Origin of the sequence: Pantoea sp. NPDC088449, assembly GCF_044753225.1 — a bacterium.
Taxonomy (GTDB): domain Bacteria; phylum Pseudomonadota; class Gammaproteobacteria; order Enterobacterales; family Enterobacteriaceae; genus Pantoea; species Pantoea floridensis.
In genome coordinates this window covers 37815-56059 of sequence record NZ_JBIVMT010000003.1, presented here as the reverse complement: position 1 = coordinate 56059, position 18245 = coordinate 37815, and the positions used below count along the sequence as shown (strand labels likewise).

General features: G+C 55.3%; 14 protein-coding genes. 10 read left to right on the top strand and 4 right to left on the bottom strand.

Annotation, left to right across the window (positions count from 1 at the left end; genetic code table 11):
• Positions 1 to 19: 19 nt before the first annotated feature.
• The 5 genes from mrcB (at position 20) to fhuB (ending at position 8731) form a co-directional block, all read left to right on the top strand.
• Complete coding sequence (mrcB, locus tag ACIP6T_RS14805) at positions 20 to 2557, top strand: bifunctional glycosyl transferase/transpeptidase (protein ID WP_400457972.1); 2538 nt, start codon at positions 20 to 22, stop codon at positions 2555 to 2557.
• 214 nt (positions 2558 to 2771) lie between these two features.
• Positions 2772 to 4985, top strand: a complete 2214-nt coding sequence (fhuA, locus tag ACIP6T_RS14800) for a ferrichrome porin FhuA (protein WP_400457971.1) — start codon at positions 2772 to 2774, stop codon at positions 4983 to 4985.
• 88 nt (positions 4986 to 5073) lie between these two features.
• Positions 5074 to 5868, top strand: a complete 795-nt coding sequence (gene fhuC / locus ACIP6T_RS14795) for a Fe3+-hydroxamate ABC transporter ATP-binding protein FhuC (RefSeq protein ID WP_097094888.1) — start codon at positions 5074 to 5076, stop codon at positions 5866 to 5868.
• A gap of 8 nt (positions 5869 to 5876) precedes the next feature.
• Positions 5877 to 6755 carry a Fe(3+)-hydroxamate ABC transporter substrate-binding protein FhuD gene (gene fhuD, locus ACIP6T_RS14790; protein WP_400457970.1) on the top strand — a complete coding sequence of 293 codons (879 nt, stop codon included), beginning with the start codon at positions 5877 to 5879 and terminating at the stop codon, positions 6753 to 6755.
• The gene (fhuB, locus tag ACIP6T_RS14785) at positions 6755 to 8731 is read left to right on the top strand and encodes a Fe(3+)-hydroxamate ABC transporter permease FhuB (protein WP_400458194.1); all 1977 of its coding nucleotides are present in this window, start codon (positions 6755 to 6757) and stop codon (positions 8729 to 8731) included. The genes fhuD and fhuB overlap by 1 nt, the downstream gene beginning before the upstream one ends.
• Positions 8732 to 8761: 30 nt before the next feature.
• Here fhuB and hemL read toward each other — a convergent pair whose 3' ends face one another.
• On the bottom strand, positions 8762 to 10042 hold the full coding sequence (gene hemL, locus ACIP6T_RS14780; protein WP_345827246.1) for a glutamate-1-semialdehyde 2,1-aminomutase: 1281 nt from the start codon (positions 10040 to 10042) through the stop codon (positions 8762 to 8764).
• 200 nt (positions 10043 to 10242) lie between these two features.
• Here hemL and erpA point away from each other — a divergent pair, with 200 nt between their 5' ends.
• Positions 10243 to 10590, top strand: coding sequence for an iron-sulfur cluster insertion protein ErpA (erpA, locus tag ACIP6T_RS14775; protein ID WP_013507930.1), 348 nt, complete (start codon positions 10243 to 10245; stop codon positions 10588 to 10590).
• Between the two features lie 35 nt (positions 10591 to 10625).
• Here erpA and ACIP6T_RS14770 read toward each other — a convergent pair whose 3' ends face one another.
• The 3 genes from ACIP6T_RS14770 to mtnN all read right to left on the bottom strand — a co-directional run bounded on the left by ACIP6T_RS14770 (position 10626) and on the right by mtnN (position 12484).
• Entirely contained in the window at positions 10626 to 10877 is a 252-nt protein-coding gene (locus ACIP6T_RS14770; protein WP_345827244.1) for a hypothetical protein, read from the bottom strand.
• Positions 10878 to 10983: 106 nt separating this feature from the next.
• Entirely contained in the window at positions 10984 to 11793 is an 810-nt protein-coding gene (btuF, locus tag ACIP6T_RS14765; RefSeq protein WP_345827243.1) for a vitamin B12 ABC transporter substrate-binding protein BtuF, read from the bottom strand.
• Complete coding sequence (gene mtnN / locus ACIP6T_RS14760) at positions 11786 to 12484, bottom strand: 5'-methylthioadenosine/S-adenosylhomocysteine nucleosidase (protein WP_345827242.1); 699 nt, start codon at positions 12482 to 12484, stop codon at positions 11786 to 11788. The genes btuF and mtnN overlap by 8 nt, the downstream gene beginning before the upstream one ends.
• 97 nt (positions 12485 to 12581) lie before the next feature.
• Between mtnN and dgt the strand changes: the two genes are divergently transcribed.
• The 4 genes from dgt (at position 12582) to ACIP6T_RS14740 (ending at position 18227) form a co-directional block, all read left to right on the top strand.
• Complete coding sequence (dgt, locus tag ACIP6T_RS14755; RefSeq protein WP_345827241.1) at positions 12582 to 14075, top strand: dGTPase; 1494 nt, start codon at positions 12582 to 12584, stop codon at positions 14073 to 14075.
• 135 nt (positions 14076 to 14210) lie between these two features.
• On the top strand, positions 14211 to 15653 hold the full coding sequence (gene degP, locus ACIP6T_RS14750) for a serine endoprotease DegP (RefSeq protein ID WP_400457969.1): 1443 nt from the start codon (positions 14211 to 14213) through the stop codon (positions 15651 to 15653).
• 184 nt (positions 15654 to 15837) lie between these two features.
• Positions 15838 to 16995 carry a CdaR family transcriptional regulator gene (locus ACIP6T_RS14745; protein WP_097094880.1) on the top strand — a complete coding sequence of 386 codons (1158 nt, stop codon included), beginning with the start codon at positions 15838 to 15840 and terminating at the stop codon, positions 16993 to 16995.
• Positions 16995 to 18227 carry an alginate lyase family protein gene (locus ACIP6T_RS14740; RefSeq protein ID WP_345827239.1) on the top strand — a complete coding sequence of 411 codons (1233 nt, stop codon included), beginning with the start codon at positions 16995 to 16997 and terminating at the stop codon, positions 18225 to 18227. The genes ACIP6T_RS14745 and ACIP6T_RS14740 overlap by 1 nt, the downstream gene beginning before the upstream one ends.
• Positions 18228 to 18245 lie beyond the last annotated feature (18 nt).

Sequence of the window (18245 nt, the reverse complement as noted above, 5' to 3'; positions counted from 1 at the left end):
ATGCCTGGAGAATAAAAGCATGTCTGGGAACGATCGCGAACCTATTGGGCGTAAAGGAAAAACGCCAAAGCCTCCGCGCAGCACTGCGCGTCGGGGTCGCCGCAGGGAGCTGGATGATGATATCGATCAGGACGATTTTGACGAAGAAGATGAGGAGAGTGGACCAGTGCCACCAAAAGGTAAAGGTAAAGGAAAACGACCGCCACGCGGCAAACGTCGTTGGTTAGGCTGGTTGATTAAACTCTTCCTGGTGTTTGTTGTGGTGATGGCCGCCTGGGGCGTCTATCTCGACTCGGAAATTCGCAGTCGCATCGACGGCAAAGTGTGGCAACTGCCCGCGGCCGTTTATGGTCGCATGGTGAGCCTTGAACCGGGCATGTCCTACGACAAAAAAGAGATGATTGCGCTGCTGGAAGGCACGCAGTATCGCGAAGTGTCGCGCATCACGCGTCCGGGTGAGTTCAGCGTTAAGGGCAACACCATTGATCTGCTGCGTCGTCCGTTTGATTTCCCGGACAGCAAAGAAGGGCAGATTAACGCCCGTCTGACGTTTAGCAAAAATGAGCTGAGCGAGATTAAAAACCTCGACACCGGCCGCGATTTTGGCTTTTTCCGCCTCGATCCGCGTCTGATCACCATGCTGCAGTCGCCAAACGGTGAACAACGTCTCTTCGTGCCGCGCGCCGGTTTCCCGGACCTGTTGGTCAGCACGTTGATCGCCACCGAAGACCGTCACTTCTACGAGCACGATGGCATTAGCCCGTACTCGATTGGTCGCGCGTTCCTCGCCAACCTGACTGCCGGTAAAGCGGTGCAGGGCGGCAGTACGCTGACGCAGCAGCTGGTGAAAAACCTGTTCCTCACCAACGAGCGTTCGCTGTGGCGTAAAGCGCGTGAAGCCTACATGGCGGTGATCATGGATGCGCGCTACAGCAAAGATCGCATCCTCGAGCTCTACCTCAACGAGGTGTATCTCGGCCAGACCGGTAACGATCAGATCCGCGGCTTCCCGCTGGCGAGTTTGTACTACTTTGGTCGTCCGGTGGATGAGCTGAGCCTCGATCAGCAGGCGATGCTGGTCGGCATGGTGAAAGGCGCGTCGCTGTATAACCCGTGGCGTAACCCGAAACTGGCACTGGAGCGACGTAATCTGGTGTTGCGTCTGCTGCAGCAGCAGAACGTCATCGATCAGGAGCTTTACGACATGCTGTCGGCGCGTCCGCTTGGCGTGCAACCGAAAGGCGGTGTCATCACGCCGCAGCCGGCATTTATGCAGATGGTGCGGAATGAGCTGCAGGCTAAGCTCGGCGACAAAATGAAAGATCTCTCTGGCGTGAAAATTTTCACCACGCTGGATGCGATTTCACAGGATGCGGCCGAGAAAGCGGTGGTGGAAGGGATTCCAACGCTGAAAAAACAGCGTGGCCTGAAGGATCTGGAAACCGCGATGGTGGTGGTTGACCGCTTTAGCGGTGAAGTGCGCGCCATGGTAGGCGGTGCCGATCCGCAGTTTGCCGGTTATAACCGTGCGCTGCAGGCGCGTCGTTCAATTGGTTCGCTGGCGAAACCGGCTACCTATTTAACCGCACTGAGCCAGCCGAATAGCTATCGCCTTAACAGCTGGATTGCTGATGAGCCGATTGCGCTGAAACAGCCGAACGGCACCATCTGGAAACCGATGAATGACGATCGTCGCTTCAGCGGCAAAGTGATGCTGGTGGATGCGTTAACCAACTCGATGAACGTACCGACGGTTAACCTTGGTATGACGTTGGGTCTGGATGCGGTCGTGGATACCTGGACCAAGCTGGGCGTGCCGAAAGATCAGCTGCATCCGGTGCCGTCCATGCTGCTGGGGGCGTTGAACCTGACGCCGATTGAAGTGGCGCAGGCGTTCCAGTCGATTGCCAGTGGAGGGAACCGCGCGGAGCTTTCGGCTGTGCGCTCGGTGATTGCTGAAGATGGTACCGTGCTGTATCAGAGCTACCCGCAGGCGCAGCGCGTGGAGCCGGCGCAGGCCGCTTATCTCACGCTCTACACCATGCAGCAGGTGGCAGATCATGGTACCGCGCGTGCGCTGGGTGCGCGTTACCCGAATGCCCATCTGGCCGGCAAAACCGGTACCACCAATGACCTGATCGACAGCTGGTTCGCCGGTGTTGATGGCAAAGAGGTGGCGATTACCTGGGTAGGCCGCGACAACAACCAGACATCGAAGCTGTACGGTGCGAGCGGGGCGATGCAACTCTATCGCCGCTATCTCGATAATCAGGCGCCGATGCCGCTGGTGCTGACGCCACCGGAAGATATCACGCAGATGAACGTCGATTCTGCCGGTAACTTTATCTGTGGTAGCGGCAGCAGCACATGGCGTTCTCTGCCGGTGTGGTCGCTGGATCCGAATGCGCTGTGTCAGCAGCAGCAAGAGCAGGTGCAGCAACAGCAGCAGCAGTTGCAGCAGCAAGAACAGCAGCAGCAACAGCAGCAGCCGCAAAACGAGCAGAAAGATTCAGACGGCGTGGCTGGCTGGATTAAGGATATGTTCGGCAGCAAATAGCATGCTGAGAAAACAGAGGGCGCTACGGCGCCCTTTTTTCATGCCTGCAACTTTGTTAATCGCGATCATGGATATGCGCGATCTGGTCGCTAACCCCGCGCAATAAGCCATTACAAGTTGCGAATATTGGCGTATTTCGCCTATTATCCGTGCGTCATAATAATCATTCTCGTTTGTATTCGCCTGCATCGACTTTTTTCGAGAGATCTCACTTATGAATACGCGAAGCACTAATCCTTGTTTTTTACGCCCGAGTTCACCCCGTCGACCGCTGGCCTGGCTTATTTCATTGACTCTGGGCACGCTCAGCGCGCAGGCGCTGGCAGAAGATACTGTCGTTGTCAGCGCGGATGGCGGCAGTGCCGTTGCGCAGGAGAGCGCGTGGGGGCCGTCACCTACCATCGCCGCCAAGCGTAGCGCTACCGGTACTAAAACCGATACTCCGATTGAGAAGACCCCGCAGTCGATCTCTGTGGTCACGCAGGAAGAGATGGCGATGAAAAACGTCACCAGCGTGAAAGGGGCTTTCAACTATACGCCTGGCGTGTTGACCGGCAACCGCGGCAGTTCCAATGTCATTGATGCCCTGTCGATTCGTGGTTTCAGCGAAACGAATACCAACCAATATCTTGATGGCCTGAAACTGCAGGGTGATAACTACTCAGAGTTTGCGATCGATCCCTATTTCCTGGAACGCGCCGAACTGCTGCGCGGTCCGGTTTCGGTGCTGTATGGCAAGAGCAATCCAGGCGGCGTTGTATCGCTGGTGAGCAAACGTCCAACGCAGGAGACGCTGCGTGAAGTGCAGTTCCAAATGGGCACTGACAACCTCTTCTCCACCGGTTTCGACTTCGGCGGCTCGATTGATGATGACGGCGTGTACAGTTATCGCCTTACCGGTCTGGCGCATAGCGCTGACGCCCAGCAAGATATGAACAAAGAGAAGCGCTATACCATTGCGCCATCATTCAGCTGGCGTCCAGATGAAAATACCCGTTTCGATCTGCTGACCTATTTCCAGAACGAACCGGAAACCGGCTATTACGGTTGGCTGCCGCGTCAGGGAACCGTTGTAGGCATTAAACGTCCTGATGGTAGCGAATACAAATTGCCGACCAACTTTGATGAAGGCGAAGACAGCAACAAGATCTCGCGTAACACCAAGATGGTGGGCTACAACTTTGAGCACAGCTTCAACGATACCTGGACGGTGCGGCAGAATCTGCGCTATGCCGATCTGCGTACCGATTATCGCAGTATTTATGGGCGTACTTTTAATCCCGCAACTCTGGAAATTAATCGTCTTTCAGCTGTTTCTAAAGAAAAACTCAATCAGTTTGCGGTCGATAACCAAGCTCAAGCAAAGTTCACAACGGGAAGCATTGATCATACTTTACTGTTGGGTGTCGATTATCAGCGTACACGTAATGATATCGACGCAGCTTTTGATAGTGCTCAGCCAATTAGTGCAGTGAATCCGCAATACGGTAATGACACCCTCGGTGGAACCCCATTCCTCTATCAATACCTGAATAAACAGGAACAAACCGGTTTATACACGCAGGACCAGATGGAATGGAATAAATGGGTTCTGACTTTGGGAGGGCGTTACGATTATGCCATGACTTCAGCATTTAATCGTAATACTGGGGTGGAAGAGAAGTCTAACGATCAGGCCTTTACCTGGCGAGGTGGCTTGAATTATGTTTTCGATAACGGTATCGCGCCTTATTTCAGTTATAGCGAATCTTTCATACCAACGGCGGGAACGACATCAAGCGGAAAAACCTTTGATCCCTCTCGTGCGAAACAGTATGAAGCGGGTGTGAAATATGTACCTAAAGATCGTCCGATTGTCGTTACTGCCGCGGTTTATCAATTAACAAAAGATAAAAACTTAACTGTCGATCCGGCCAACTCCTCATTCAGTGTTCAAAGTGGAGAAATTCGTTCCCGTGGTTTAGAACTTGAAGCAAAAGCAGCTTTGAGTGCCAATATTAATCTAACGGCTGCCTATTCCTACACTGATGCAGAGTATACAGAAGACACTCTACTTAAAGGAAAAACGCCAGTTCAGGTGCCAAAACATATGGCGTCTTTGTGGAGTGATTATACCTTCCATGAAACGGCGCTATCTGGCGTAACGATAGGCGCAGGGGTTCGTTACGTTGGAGAAAGTAAAGGGCTTTATGAAGAATCAGAGCAGAACGGCAGTAATTCAAACCAAAACTTTGACGTAGCCGGTTACACCACCGTTGATGCCGCGCTGAAATACGATCTTGCCCGCTTCGGCCTGCCGGGCTCTTCGATTGGCGTGAACGTGAATAACCTGTTCGATCGTGAATACGTTGCCAGCTGCTACCGCGAATACGCCTGCTATTGGGGCGCTGAGCGGCAGATTGTCGGAACCGCGACTTTCCGCTTCTAACGCGTTTGTAGGGTGCGCATTTATGCGCACCTGAGTTTCTGGTCGCCATTAATGGCGACCTTACAATGCCCATTAACCAGGGATTATCATGCAGCATCCGCATCACGCAGAAACCACTTTCAGGCTCGATAACGTTAGTTTTCGGGTGCCTGGCCGCACGCTCCTTCATCCGCTGTCTCTCACCTTTGCGCCCGGCAAAGTCACGGCGCTGATCGGTCACAACGGCTCCGGCAAATCTACGCTGCTGAAAATGCTCGGCCGTCACCATGCGGCGAGTGAAGGGCGTGTACTGCTGAATGAAGATGCGGTGGAAAACTGGGGCAGTAAAGATTTTGCGCGCCAGGTCGCGTATCTGCCGCAGCAGCTGCCAGCGGCAGAGGGGATGACGGTGCGTGAACTGGTGGCGATTGGTCGCTATCCGTGGCACGGCGCGCTGGGGCGTTATGGTCAGGAAGATCGCGATCGGGTGGACGAAGCGATTACGCTGGTGGGATTAAAACCCTTTGCCGGACGTCTGGTGGATAGCCTTTCCGGCGGCGAGCGGCAGCGCGCGTGGCTGGCGATGCTGGTGGCGCAAAACAGCCGCTGTCTGCTGCTGGATGAACCCACGTCAGCGCTGGATATCGCCCATCAGGTTGATGTGCTGGCGCTGATCCAACGCCTCAGCCGCGAGCGCGGGCTAACGGTGATTGCGGTACTGCACGATCTCAACATGGCGGCACGCTATTGCGATCGTTTAGTGGCGCTGCGTGGCGGTGAAGTGATTGCCGCAGGCGGCCCCGAAGTGATCATGCAGGCTGATGTGCTGGGCAACATCTACGGTATTCCGATGGGGATTTTGCCTCATCCGCAGGGCGGCGCGCCCGTCAGTTTCGTGTACTGAGGCGCACTATGTTAGACATCTCTCGCCGCCGCCTACTGATGGCGCTGGCGCTCTCACCCTTCATGTCCGCGCTACCGCTGCGAGCGGCATTGCCGGATGCACAACGCATTCTGGCGCTGGAGTGGCTGCCGGTGGAGCTGCTGATGGCGCTCGGCGTGGTGCCACTCGGCGTGGCTGATATGCACAACTACAACGTGTGGGTGGGCGATCCACCACTGCCATCCCGCGTGATTGACCTGGGGTTACGCACCGAACCTAATCTTGAGCTAATGACCCAGCTCGAACCTTCACTGATTCTGCACTCCAATGGTTACGGCCCGGCGCTGGATAAGTTGCAGCGCATTGCGCCAACCATGGGTTTTGACCTCAATAGCGGCGATGGCAAACCGTTAACCACCGCGCGCCACTCGTTACATGCGCTGGGAGCAAGGATTGGGCGAGAAGCGCAGGCAGCTGTGCATCTACAGTATGTGGATGCGCAGCTGGCGGAAGCGCGTGAGCGCCTTAAGCCGTGGGCCAATCGCCCGGTGCTCTTGATGTCGCTAATGGATAGTCGCCATGCCATCACCTTCGGTAAAAACAGTCTGTTTCTCGAAGTGATGGAGATCCTCGGGTTGCGGAATGCCTGGCAGGGCGAAACCAACTTCTGGGGCAGCGCGGTCGTCGGGCTGGAGCGGTTGGCGGAGGTCGGTGATGTACAGGTGATTTGCTTCGATCACGACAACGAGCGCGATATGCAGCAAGTCATGAAAACCGCGTTGTGGCAGGCGCTGCCGTTTGTGCGCGGCGGACGTTTCCAGCGCGTTCCGGCGGTGTGGTATTACGGTGCGACCTATTCGGCGCTAAAATTTGTTAGCGTGCTGGAACACGCGCTGGAGTCGCAATGATGCGCAATCGTCTTTTTCCCGTCGCGCTGCTGAGTACGCTATGTCTGCTGGCGCTGGCGCTAACGTTTATTAACTTACGTAACGCATTGCCGATCGAACAGTGGCCGCAGGGATTTTTTGCGCCCGATATTAACAACATCCAGCAAGTGGTCTTTCATCATAGCATGTTGTCGCGTTTGGCGCTGGCGCTGCTGGTCGGTGCGGGCTTGGGATTGGCCGGCTTGCTGTTCCAGCAGGTACTGCGCAATCCGTTGGCAGAACCCACTACGCTCGGCGTATCGTCCGGTGCGCAGCTTGGTATTACCGTGGCAACGCTGTGGCAGCTGCCGGGTGGCGAGCTGACACAGCAGTTTGCAGCGATGGGTGGCGCGGTGATGGTCGGGGTTTTGGTCTTTGGGGTTGCCTGGGGCAAACGTCTTTCGCCGGTGACGCTGATTCTTGCCGGTTTGGTGCTGAGTCTGTATGCCGGTTCGGTGAACCAGATCTTTGCTATCTTCAATCACGATCAGCTGCAGAACATGTTCCTGTGGAGTACTGGTGCGCTCAATCAGCTTGATGGGCACAACGTGGCGCAGCTATGGCCGCGTCTGCTGCTGGCGTTTATGGTGGCGCTGGCGCTGCTGCGTCCGCTGACGCTAATGGGGCTGGACGATGGTGTAGCGAAAAACCTCGGTCTGGCGCTATCGGCGGCGCGAATTGCCGCATTAGCGCTGGCAATTTTGCTTAGCGCGCAGCTGGTCAATGTCGCGGGTATTATCGGCTTTATCGGCCTGTTTGCGCCGCTGCTGGCGAAGATGCTTGGCGGACGTCGCTTACTTAGCCGCATGCTGCTGGCCCCGCTGATTGGTGCGCTGCTGCTGTGGCTGGCGGATCAAGCCGTGCTGTGGCTGACCGGCCACTGGCGTGAAGTCTCTACCGGCACGGCGACCGCGCTGATTGGCGTGCCGATTCTGCTGTGGCTGCTACCGCGACTGCGCACGGGCTCGGTGCCACCTGCGCTCAATCAGGGTGACAATGTGCCTGCCGAGCGGCAGAACGTGTTGCGCTGGTGCCTGACTGGCTTACTGATTCTGGCGCTGTTGAGCTGGATTGGCATCACTTTTGGGCGTGACGCGCAAGGCTTTAGCTGGGTGAGCGGCGATATGCTGCAACAGCTGCTGCCGTGGCGCGTTCCGCGCGTACTGGCCGCGCTGGTGGTCGGGATGATGCTTGGTGTAGCGGGCGCGCTGATTCAGCGGCTGACCGGTAACCCCATGGCAAGCCCGGAAGTGCTGGGCATCAGCTCGGGGGCCGCATGCGGCGTCGTGGTGATGATGTTCTTCGTTCCGGGCGATGCCGTGGCATGGCTGCTGCCCGCCGGCGCGCTCGGTGCGGCCCTGACGCTGCTGGTGATTATGCTGGTGGCGAGTCGCGGCGGGTTTTCGCCAGAACGCATGTTGCTGGCGGGCATGGCGCTCAACAGCGCCTTCGTGACGTTATTGATGGTGCTGTTGGCGAGTGGCGATCCGCGCATGGGCGGCTTACTGAGCTGGATTTCTGGCTCGACCTACAACATCAACATGCAGCAGGCCGTTCAAAGCGCAGTGGTTGGCATAGTGCTGATTGCCCTGGCGCCGCTGGCGAGCCGCTGGCTGACATTGCTACCACTTGGCAGCGCCACTGCGCGTTCGGCAGGCATGGCGCTGACCACATCACGCCTCTGTTTGCTGCTGCTGGCGGCAGCGCTAACCGCCACAGCAACCTTAACCATTGGGCCGCTGAGTTTTGTCGGCCTGATGGCACCCCACATTGTCAGAATGCTCGGCTTCCGCCGCGCGTTACCGCAGGTGCTGATGGCAGGTTTACTGGGTGGCGGATTGATGATCTTCGCCGACTGGTGCGGCAGGATGCTGGCGTTCCCGGATCAGATTCCAGCAGGGCTGATGGCCACCTTCTTCGGCGCACCATATTTTATCTGGCTGCTGAGAAGGGCATAGCAGAAGGGCGCCATGTGGCGCCCTTGTCATTTACAGCTGCGCGAAGCTGCGGCGCGCCGCATCGATGGTGCGCTGAATATCTTCCTTACTGTGCGCCAGCGACATAAAGCCCGCTTCGAACGCTGATGGTGCGAGGTAGACGCCTTCTTCCAGCATCAGGTGGAAGAAGCGCTTAAAGCGCTCAACATCGCATTGCGTTACGTCTTGATAGCACGTCACTTCTTGCGCATCGGTGAAGAAAATACCAAACATGCCGCCAACGTGATTGATCACCAGCGGGATGTTTTCGGCTTTCGCCGCTGCCAGCAGACCTTCTGCTAACTGCGTGGTCAGATCGGTCAGCGTGCTGTGCGTGCCCGGTTGTGCAATCTGCGTCAGGCAGGCAAAGCCCGCCGCCATCGCAATCGGGTTACCGGACAATGTACCGGCCTGATAAACCGGACCGGTGGGTGCCAGCGCATCCATGACATCACGACGACCGCCAAACGCGCCTACTGGCATACCGCCGCCGATGATTTTGCCCAGGCAGGTGAGATCGGGCGTGACGTCGTAATAAGCCTGAGCACCGCCCAATGCCACGCGGAAGCCGGTCATCACTTCGTCAATGATCAGCAGCGCACCAAATTCGTCGCATAACGCACGCAGGCCCGGCAGGAAGTCTGGCTGCGGTGGAATGCAGTTCATGTTGCCTGCCACCGGTTCCACGATGATACAGGCGATATCCTCAGGATATTGCTCGAACGCGGCACGTACGGTGCTGAGATCGTTATAGGTGCAGGTCAGCGTGTGTTTGGCGAAATCGGCCGGTACACCCGGCGAGTTTGGCTGGCCAAGGGTCAGCGCGCCAGAACCGGCTTTCACCAGCAGGCAATCGGCGTGACCGTGGTAGCAGCCTTCGAATTTGATGATTTTGTCGCGATGGGTGAAGCCGCGCGCCAGGCGAATGGCGCTCATGGTGGCTTCGGTGCCGGAGTTCACCATACGTACCATGTCCATGCTTGGCACCAGTTCGCACACCAGCTCGGCCATTTTGACTTCCATCTCGGTCGGTGCGCCGAAGCTCAAACCGCGCGCGGCTGCTTCAATCACCGCATTGCGGATGTTGGCGTTGTTATGCCCCAGCACCATCGGGCCCCAGGAACCGACATAATCGATATAGCCTTTGCCGTCGGCATCATAAAGATAGGCACCGTCAGCGCGTTCGATGAACAGCGGCACACCGCCCACACCGGTAAAGGCACGTACCGGGGAGTTCACACCGCCAGGGATCAGGCGTTGCGCTGCGGCATACAGGTTTTCTGACTTACTCATGGTTCTGCTCCTGCTGTTCGGGAAAAAATCTGGCGCCATTCTACGGGAAGAACGGCTTGCGCTAAAGTTTAGGGTATATACTTTCATGCGCATGCTGCGGCACACAGTGCCAAGCTTGAGACTTGATTGCACTGGACGGCTGGCAGATAATAGCGAAATTAAGGTCGTTTTCTGACCTGGACGTTTACCCGGAGTAAAAGATGAGTGACGACGTAGCAGCGCTGCCTTTGCAATTCACTGATGCAGCAGCTAAAAAAGTAAAAAACCTGATTGCTGATGAAGAGAATCCTGAGCTGAAATTGCGCGTTTACATCACCGGCGGCGGTTGCAGCGGTTTCCAGTACGGCTTCACCTTTGACGATCAAATGAACGACGGCGACATGACCATCGAGAAACAAGGTGTGGCGCTGGTGGTTGACCCGATGAGCCTGCAATATCTGGTTGGCGGCTCGGTGGATTACACCGAAGGCCTGGAAGGTTCACGTTTTATCGTCACTAACCCTAACGCCAAAACCACCTGCGGCTGCGGTTCTTCCTTCAGCATCTAATGCTGCTTCTGGCTGCCGTCCCGGTAGCCAGATCTTTACCACTCAATAGTGACTAAGCGTGCCGATTCACGGCGTTTGGCGTCGCGTTTTAATACGCGTTCGGTGATACGCGGCTGCGCGCTAAAGTGACGACCACAATCAATAGTCGGCAGCGTGTGTTCATTCTGGCGCGAGATGTCGCAACGCGAGAATAGCGTCAACGCGACGGCAATAGAGCCGGTGGACGTTGCTGCACTCAGTGGCGCAGCAATCATAAGCCCTATGGCCAGCAGCAGAGCTCTGGTCATGGTTAGTTCCTGGTGAAGACAAAATTGCGCTACGCGCTAAAGGGGCACAGAGCATACGTGGCTGCAGTGCCTTGTATTCTGATTTTCGACAATTTTTGCCGAATCTTTACTCTTTTTCGGTATTTTTTTTCGTCGGATGTAAAGCTGTACACAGCTGTTTTGCTGCCAGCAGCATACGTGGACCGGGGCGACTTAACCAATCATCATTGATGGCGATCACCGGCACATTGAGCTGGGGCTGCCAGAATCTGGCAATGCTGACGGCGTGTGCAGCGTCTCCCCCCATCACAATCACCTGCGGATGGCGCATCAGCACCTGTTCACGGCTCACCTGCGGCCAGCTCACGCTGCTATCGGCAAAAATGTTCTTCCCACCACACAGCTCAATGACCTGATTTTGCAGAGTATTACGTGAAGCCGTAAACAGCGGCTGCTGGCCAAACTGCAGAAACAGCGGAACTGGCGTGCTTTGCTGATACTGCTGTCGTAATTCCGCTTCCTGTTTCCGCAACGCTTGCGCCGCATCAATGGCCTGCTGCGGCCGCGGACTCCACTGCTGTAACGCCGCCAGCGCATCAATCATTTGATCGATGGTCTGCGGATCGATCCACTCAACTTTAATGCCGAAACGTTGCAGCTGTTCGATTTGCCGCTGTGGATTGCCACCGCGCCACGCCAGCACCACGTCCGGCTTGAGTTGCAGAATGCGCTCCACCTTGATGCCTTGCCAGTTCGCCACCTGCTCCAGCCCGTTGGCCTGGGCGGGATAATCAGAGTAGGTGCTGACCGCTACCGGCGTAATGCCAGCGGCGAAGGCCAACTCGGTAAGATGCGGTGAAAGGGTGACAACCCGCGGCGCAGCGGCAAGCAGGCTATTGCACAGCAGCAATAGCCCCAGCAGCACATATTTAGCCACGCGCCAGTTGAACCAGCAGGTTTTCTACCATCAGGGAGGATTGTTTCGCCGCAACGCTGAGAAACTCGTCGAAGCTCAGGTGTGATTCCTGATCGGCAACGTCAGAAATGGCTCGCACTACCACAAATGGTACCTTGAACTGATGGCAAACGTGGCCAATCGCGGTCGCTTCCATTTCCACGGCAATTGCCTGCGGGAAGGTAGTACGAATGCGCGCCAGTGGTTCAGCCCCGTTGATAAACGCATCACCGCTCACCACCAAGCCACGCACCGCGTTGAGGTCGAGTTGCTTTATTACTTGCTCAGCGGCGGTAATCAGTTTGCTATCCGCGACGAACGCTGCCGGACAGCCGGCCATCTGGCCAGGCTCGTAACCGAAGGCGGTAACATCAGCATCGTGGTAGCGCACTTCATCTGAAACCACGATATCGCCTACTTTCAGCGTTGGCGCTAATCCGCCCGCGGAACCGGTATTGATCACGACATTCGGCTTGCACAGTTCAAGCAGCAGGGTGGTACCTAGCGCGGCAGCGACTTTACCAATGCCTGATTTCAGCAGTGCCACTTCAACACCGTTCAGCGTGCCGGTGTAAATTTCGCAGCCAGCCAGCGTCAGCGTCTGACGGTTTTCAATTTTGTCACGCAGCAGGGTAACTTCCTGCTCCATCGCGCCAATAATGCCTACTTTCATAACAATCTCGCTAATTTAATGGATGTAGCCCGCAAAAGTGAGGCATAGTCTAACATGGCTGATTGAGGAAGAATTCACGAAAAAATAAGGGGTAATTATGGCGACGATCAATTTCAGGAAGAAGATCAGTTTCACCCGCCCTTATACCAGCCGCAAAGATCCCGAAGGGGAATACTTTATTACGCGCCACTTTGAAAGCGATCGCGGGCGCATTATTAACTCCGCTGCGATTCGGCGTCTGCAACAGAAAACCCAGGTTTTCCCGCTTGAAAGGAATGCCGCGGTACGTTCGCGTCTGACACACTCGTTGGAAGTGCAGCAAACCGGACGCTATATCACCAAAGAGATTCTGCAAGCGCTGAAAACGCAGGGCGGCGGGCTGGCCAATTATGGGTTGGATGAGTTTGAAGGGGCATTTGAAAGCCTGATTGAGATGGCTTGTCTGCTGCACGATGTCGGCAATCCGCCATTTGGACATTTTGGTGAAGCAGCGATCAATGACTGGTTCGACGATAATTTGTCTGCCGAGCTCGTCGACCCGCTGGTAGCGGGCGTTGCCGATGAGGCCGAACGCTCAGCGTTTGACCAATTAAATGCCATGATTCGTCAGGATTTGTGCCATTTTGAAGGCAATGCGCAAGCCATTCGTCTGGTGCATACGCTGCTGCAGCTTAATCTTAGCTATGCACAGGTCGCCTGTATTCTGAAATACACCGCGCCTGCCTGGTGGCAGGGAGATAAACCTGAGGCATTCAGCGTTCTAATGAAAAAGCCGGGTTTCTACTTATCAGAGCGGGAATATGTAGCTGAGCTGCGTGAGGCGACGAATATTAAAGAACATCACCGTTTTCCGCTGACCTGGATAATGGAAGCCGCTGATGACATCTCTTATTGTATTGCCGACCTGGATGACGCCGTAGAAAAAGATATTTTCCATGTTGAAACATTGTATAAGCATCTCATTGAGGCGTGGGGGCCGGTAAAAAATGGCGATGTATTCAGCCGCACCATTGGTGATGCCTGGAAAGAAGCTAATCAGAAAAAGCGTCGCAGCATTAGCGATCAATTCTTTATGTCGCTACGGGTTAATGTGCAAAACGTATTAGTGAGCCATGCGGTACGTCGTTTTATCGATAACCTTCCTGCGATTTATGAAGGGGATTTTAATCACGCATTGCTGGAAGATGATGGTGAAGAAGGGCGTTTGCTTAAATTATTTAAGACCGTCGCGCGCCAGCACGTATTTAATCATCCGGAAGTTGAGCAGTTAGAATTACAGGGTTATCGCGTAATTAAAGGATTGCTTGAGATATATCAATCTTTGCTGCTACTGGATTATGAACAATTCACCACCCTGATGAACGAAGATTTTCTGGCAAAGCATCCTATTGAAACGCGGTTGTTTCATAAGCTCTCTGGAAAACATCGCAAAGCGTATCAACAGCACATGCGTGCATTAATTGTTGAGCATAAATATGAGCGTTTGTTGTGGGAACGTTATTATCGTGCACGCCTGATTCAGGATTACATTAGTGGAATGACGGACAATTATGCATGGGATGAATATCGCCGTTTAATGGCGGTTGAATAAGCGGGGTTTTGTAAAGATGAAGAACAATTTTTTACCTTTCCCTAAAACTTTATTAGGAACTTCGCGCTACAAACTTAATCTCATCATCACGGCCACAGCAATGGTCTGCCCTAAATCTTAGAGAGACAGAGAAAAATGAAAAAAAGCACCTTAATGTTAAGTGCGCTGGCGCTGAGTCTTGGCATGGCATTGAGCCCTGTGAGTGCGTTCGCGGCGGAGACGGCGTCTTCCTCGAGCCAACAGTTGCCAAGCCTGGCACCGATGCTGGAAAAAGTCATGCCTTCCGTAGTGAGTATCAGCGTTGAAGGCAGCACCACGGTGAAAACGCCGCGCATGCCGCAGCAGTTCCAGCAATTCTTTGGTGATAATTCACCCTTCTGCCAGGACGGCTCACCTTTCCAGAGTTCGCCCATGTGCCAGAACGGCGGGGGTGACGGTGGCGCCGATGGCGGGGCTAACGCGCAGAAACAGCAATTCCGCGCGCTGGGTTCTGGCGTCGTGATCAACGCCGACAAAGGCTATGTGGTGACTAACAACCACGTTGTGGATAACGCCACCAAAATTCAGGTTCAGCTGAGCGATGGTCGTCGCTACGACGCCAAAGTGATCGGCAAAGATCCGCAGTCTGATATCGCACTGATTCAGCTGGAGGACGCCAAAAATCTTACGGCGATTAAGATTGCCAATTCTGACGATCTGCGTGTCGGAGATTACACCGTCGCGATTGGTAACCCTTACGGCCTCGGCGAAACCGTCACGTCGGGGATTGTTTCAGCGCTGGGCCGTAGCGGCCTGAACGTTGAGAATTATGAGAACTTTATCCAGACCGATGCGGCCATTAACCGCGGCAACTCCGGTGGCGCACTGGTTAACCTTAATGGTGAACTGATCGGTATTAACACTGCGATTCTGGCGCCGGACGGTGGCAACATCGGCATCGGCTTTGCTATCCCAAGCTCAATGGTGAAAAACCTGACGGCGCAGATGGTGGAATATGGCCAGGTGAAACGTGGCGAGCTGGGCATTATGGGTACCGAGCTGAATTCCGAACTGGCGAAAGCGATGAAAGTCGACGCACAGCGCGGTGCCTTCGTTAGTCAGGTGCTGCCAAACTCAGCCGCCGCTAAAGCGGGTGTGAAAGCCGGCGACGTCGTGGTGTCAATGAATGGCAAAGCATTGACCAGCTTCGCCGCGCTGCGTGCGGAAGTTGGTTCGCTGCCGGTAGGCACCAAGTTGCAATTGGGCCTGCTGCGTGAGGGGAAACCTGTGAGCGTTACGGTTGAACTGCAGCAGAGCTCGCAGGACAAAGTACAGTCCGCCACCATTTACACCGGCATTGAAGGTGCCGATCTCAGCAACATCGACAGCAACGGCCAGAAAGGCGTGCGCGTTGATAACGTGAAGGCGGGAAGTGCAGCGGCGCGTATTGGTCTGAAAAAAGGTGACGTGATTTTAGGCGTGAACCAGCAAGCGGTGGCCAATCTTGGCGAGCTGCGCAAAGTTCTCGACACTAAACCTTCCGTACTGGCACTGAATGTACAGCGTGGTGATAGTAGCCTGTATCTGCTGATGCAGTAAGTTTCAGGCAGTAAATGAGAGGCGAGCTTAGGCTCGCCTTTTTAATGCCTGTGCAAATGCCCGGTACTGAATGTGACGGCCGCCGCATATTCGGCATTCTCCCTTCGGCTATGGGCAGTTGCACAATGTCAGCGCGATTACGGATGCGTATTCTGTCCGTTCGTCCTTATCTTCGGAGTGATTGATGGCCACCTATCATCTCGATGCGCGACTGGCTCAGGATATTGTTGCGCGCACGATGCAAATTATTGATAGCAACGTCAACGTGATGGATGCGCGTGGTCGTATTATCGGCAGTGGCGATCGTGAGCGTATTGGCGAATTGCACGAAGGGGCACTGCTGGTGCTGTCACAAGGCCGCGTGGTGGACATCGACGAAGCCGTAGCAAAACACCTGCACGGGGTACGTCCCGGTATTAATTTACCGCTGCGGATTGATGGCGAAATCGTTGGCGTTATCGGTTTAACCGGGCAGCCAGCAACGCTGCGTCACTACGGTGAATTGGTGTGCATGACCGCTGAAATGATGCTCGAGCAGGCTCGCTTACTGCATATGCTGGCGCAAGACAGTCGACTACGTGAAGAGCTGGTCCTGAATCTGGTGCGCAGTGAAACCCTTTCACCGGCACTGAGTGAATGGGCACAGCGGCTTGGCATCGATCTCAATCAGCCGCGTGTGGTGGCGGTGGTTGAGGTTGATAGCGGCCAGCTTGGCGTAGATAGCGCCATGTCAGAATTGCAGCAACTGCAAACCTTGCTGACGACGCCTGAGCGCGACAATCTGATTGCCATTGTCTCACTCACCGAAATGGTGGTGCTGAAACCGGCGCTCAATGCGCATGGTCGCTACGATCAGGACGACCATCGACGTCGCGTTGATCAACTGCTGCAACGTATGAAAGAGAGTGGCCAGGTGCGCATGCGTATTGCGCTCGGTAACTATTTCACCGGTCCTGGCAGTATTGCGCGTTCGTATCGCACGGCGCGTACCACCATGATGGTGGGGAAGCAGCGTATGCCGGAGCAGCGCAGTTATTTTTATCAGGATCTGGTGCTGCCGGTACTGCTCGACAGTTTGCGCGGCGGCTGGCAAGCCAACGAACTGGCGCGCCCGCTGGCTAAACTAAAAAGCATGGATAACAATGGTTTGCTGCGACGTACGCTGGTGGCATGGTTCAGTCATAATGTACAGCCCAGCGCGACGGCGCGCGCGCTATTTATTCACCGCAATACGCTGGAGTATCGCCTCAATCGTATCTCTGAACTGACCGGACTCGATCTGGGCAACTTTGACGATCGTTTGCTGCTGTACGTGGCGTTACAACTGGATGAGCAAAGTTGATGAAGAACGCCTGGGTTCTGCTGTTGTGGGTTTGTAGTGCACTAAGTTTTGCCAACGATCCGGCTTTCCTCTCCTTATCCGATCTTCAGCGGGTGAAGCAGCAGCTCGCACAACACCAGGCTGCGCCGCCCACGCTCGATAGCTGGCAGCAACTGCAACAGCAGGCGGATAAGGCGCTGAAGCACCCTAATCCCAGCGTCACCGATAAGGGCATGCTGCCACCCAGCGGTTCAAAGCAGGATTATTTAAGTTTAAGCGCCTACTGGTGGCCAGACGCCAGCAAGGCGGATGGCCTACCTTGGCAGCGCCGCGATGGTGAAGTCAATCCCGCCAGTAAAAACGCGCAAAGCGATGGCGTGCGCCTGGCGCGTTTTACCGCTGACTTTCAGGCGTTGACGCTGGCCTGGTACTTCTCCGGCGAGCGACGCTATGCAGATAAAGCGCTGGCGATGATGCGCCACTGGTTTATCGAGCCCGCTAGCCGGATGAATCCCAATCTTAATTTTGCGCAAGGCATACCAGGCCGGTCCGCTGGTCGTCATGATGGCGTACTGGATGGGCGCTATTTTGCCACGCGTGTGGTGGATGCATTGACGCTGTTGCGCGCCGCGCCGGGCTGGCAGCCAGCAGATGAAAAGGTGATGCGGCAGTGGTTTACTGATTATCTGCATTGGCTACAGCGCAGCCCGCTGGCGCTTGAGGAAGCGGCGGCGGAAAATAACCATGGCAGCTGGTATTGCGCTCAGGTGGCTGGGATCGCATGGTATCTGGACGATCGTGCAACGGTAACCGCGATGGTACAGCTGGCGCGCAGCAAAATGGCCATGCAAATTCGTGCTGATGGTAGCCAGCCAGCCGAGCTGGCACGTACGCGATCGTTCCATTACAGCTATTTTAATCTGCAGGCGTTGACCGCAATGGCGCAGTTGGCCAGCAAAGCGGGGCTGGGTGATTTATGGCATAGCCGCCAGCAAAGCGGATCGTTGCTGGATGCGCTGGATGCTATAGCGCCGTATAGCGATGAGCAAAAAGCCTGGCCGTGGAAAAACCGCGATCGGGTGAGCCAGCGGCTGATCCCATTACTGTCTATCGCCGACAACAGTTTGCAGCAGCCCCGTTATCAGCAGTGGATCGCGCAGGCGCACTGGTCGACAGATAAAAAGAGCAGGGGAGCGGTGATGCAGGCGCAGCGCGATACCTGGCTGCTTTCGCTGCCTTTTCAGCAGCCATAAAAAAGGCCAGCATCGGCT

Bases quoted from the DNA above. Each gene is read 5' to 3' on its own strand.
- mrcB (WP_400457972.1), top strand. From the start codon at position 20: ATGTCTGGGAACGATCGCGAACCTATTGGGCGTAAAGGAAAAACGCCA.
- fhuA (WP_400457971.1), top strand. From the start codon at position 2,772: ATGAATACGCGAAGCACTAATCCTTGTTTTTTACGCCCGAGTTCACCC.
- fhuC (WP_097094888.1), top strand. From the start codon at position 5,074: ATGCAGCATCCGCATCACGCAGAAACCACTTTCAGGCTCGATAACGTT.
- fhuD (WP_400457970.1), top strand. From the start codon at position 5,877: ATGTTAGACATCTCTCGCCGCCGCCTACTGATGGCGCTGGCGCTCTCA.
- fhuB (WP_400458194.1), top strand. From the start codon at position 6,755: ATGCGCAATCGTCTTTTTCCCGTCGCGCTGCTGAGTACGCTATGTCTG.
- hemL (WP_345827246.1), bottom strand. From the start codon at position 10,042: ATGAGTAAGTCAGAAAACCTGTATGCCGCAGCGCAACGCCTGATCCCT.
- erpA (WP_013507930.1), top strand. From the start codon at position 10,243: ATGAGTGACGACGTAGCAGCGCTGCCTTTGCAATTCACTGATGCAGCA.
- ACIP6T_RS14770 (WP_345827244.1), bottom strand. From the start codon at position 10,877: ATGACCAGAGCTCTGCTGCTGGCCATAGGGCTTATGATTGCTGCGCCA.
- mtnN (WP_345827242.1), bottom strand. From the start codon at position 12,484: ATGAAAGTAGGCATTATTGGCGCGATGGAGCAGGAAGTTACCCTGCTG.
- dgt (WP_345827241.1), top strand. From the start codon at position 12,582: ATGGCGACGATCAATTTCAGGAAGAAGATCAGTTTCACCCGCCCTTAT.
- degP (WP_400457969.1), top strand. From the start codon at position 14,211: ATGAAAAAAAGCACCTTAATGTTAAGTGCGCTGGCGCTGAGTCTTGGC.
- ACIP6T_RS14745 (WP_097094880.1), top strand. From the start codon at position 15,838: ATGGCCACCTATCATCTCGATGCGCGACTGGCTCAGGATATTGTTGCG.
- ACIP6T_RS14740 (WP_345827239.1), top strand. From the start codon at position 16,995: ATGAAGAACGCCTGGGTTCTGCTGTTGTGGGTTTGTAGTGCACTAAGT.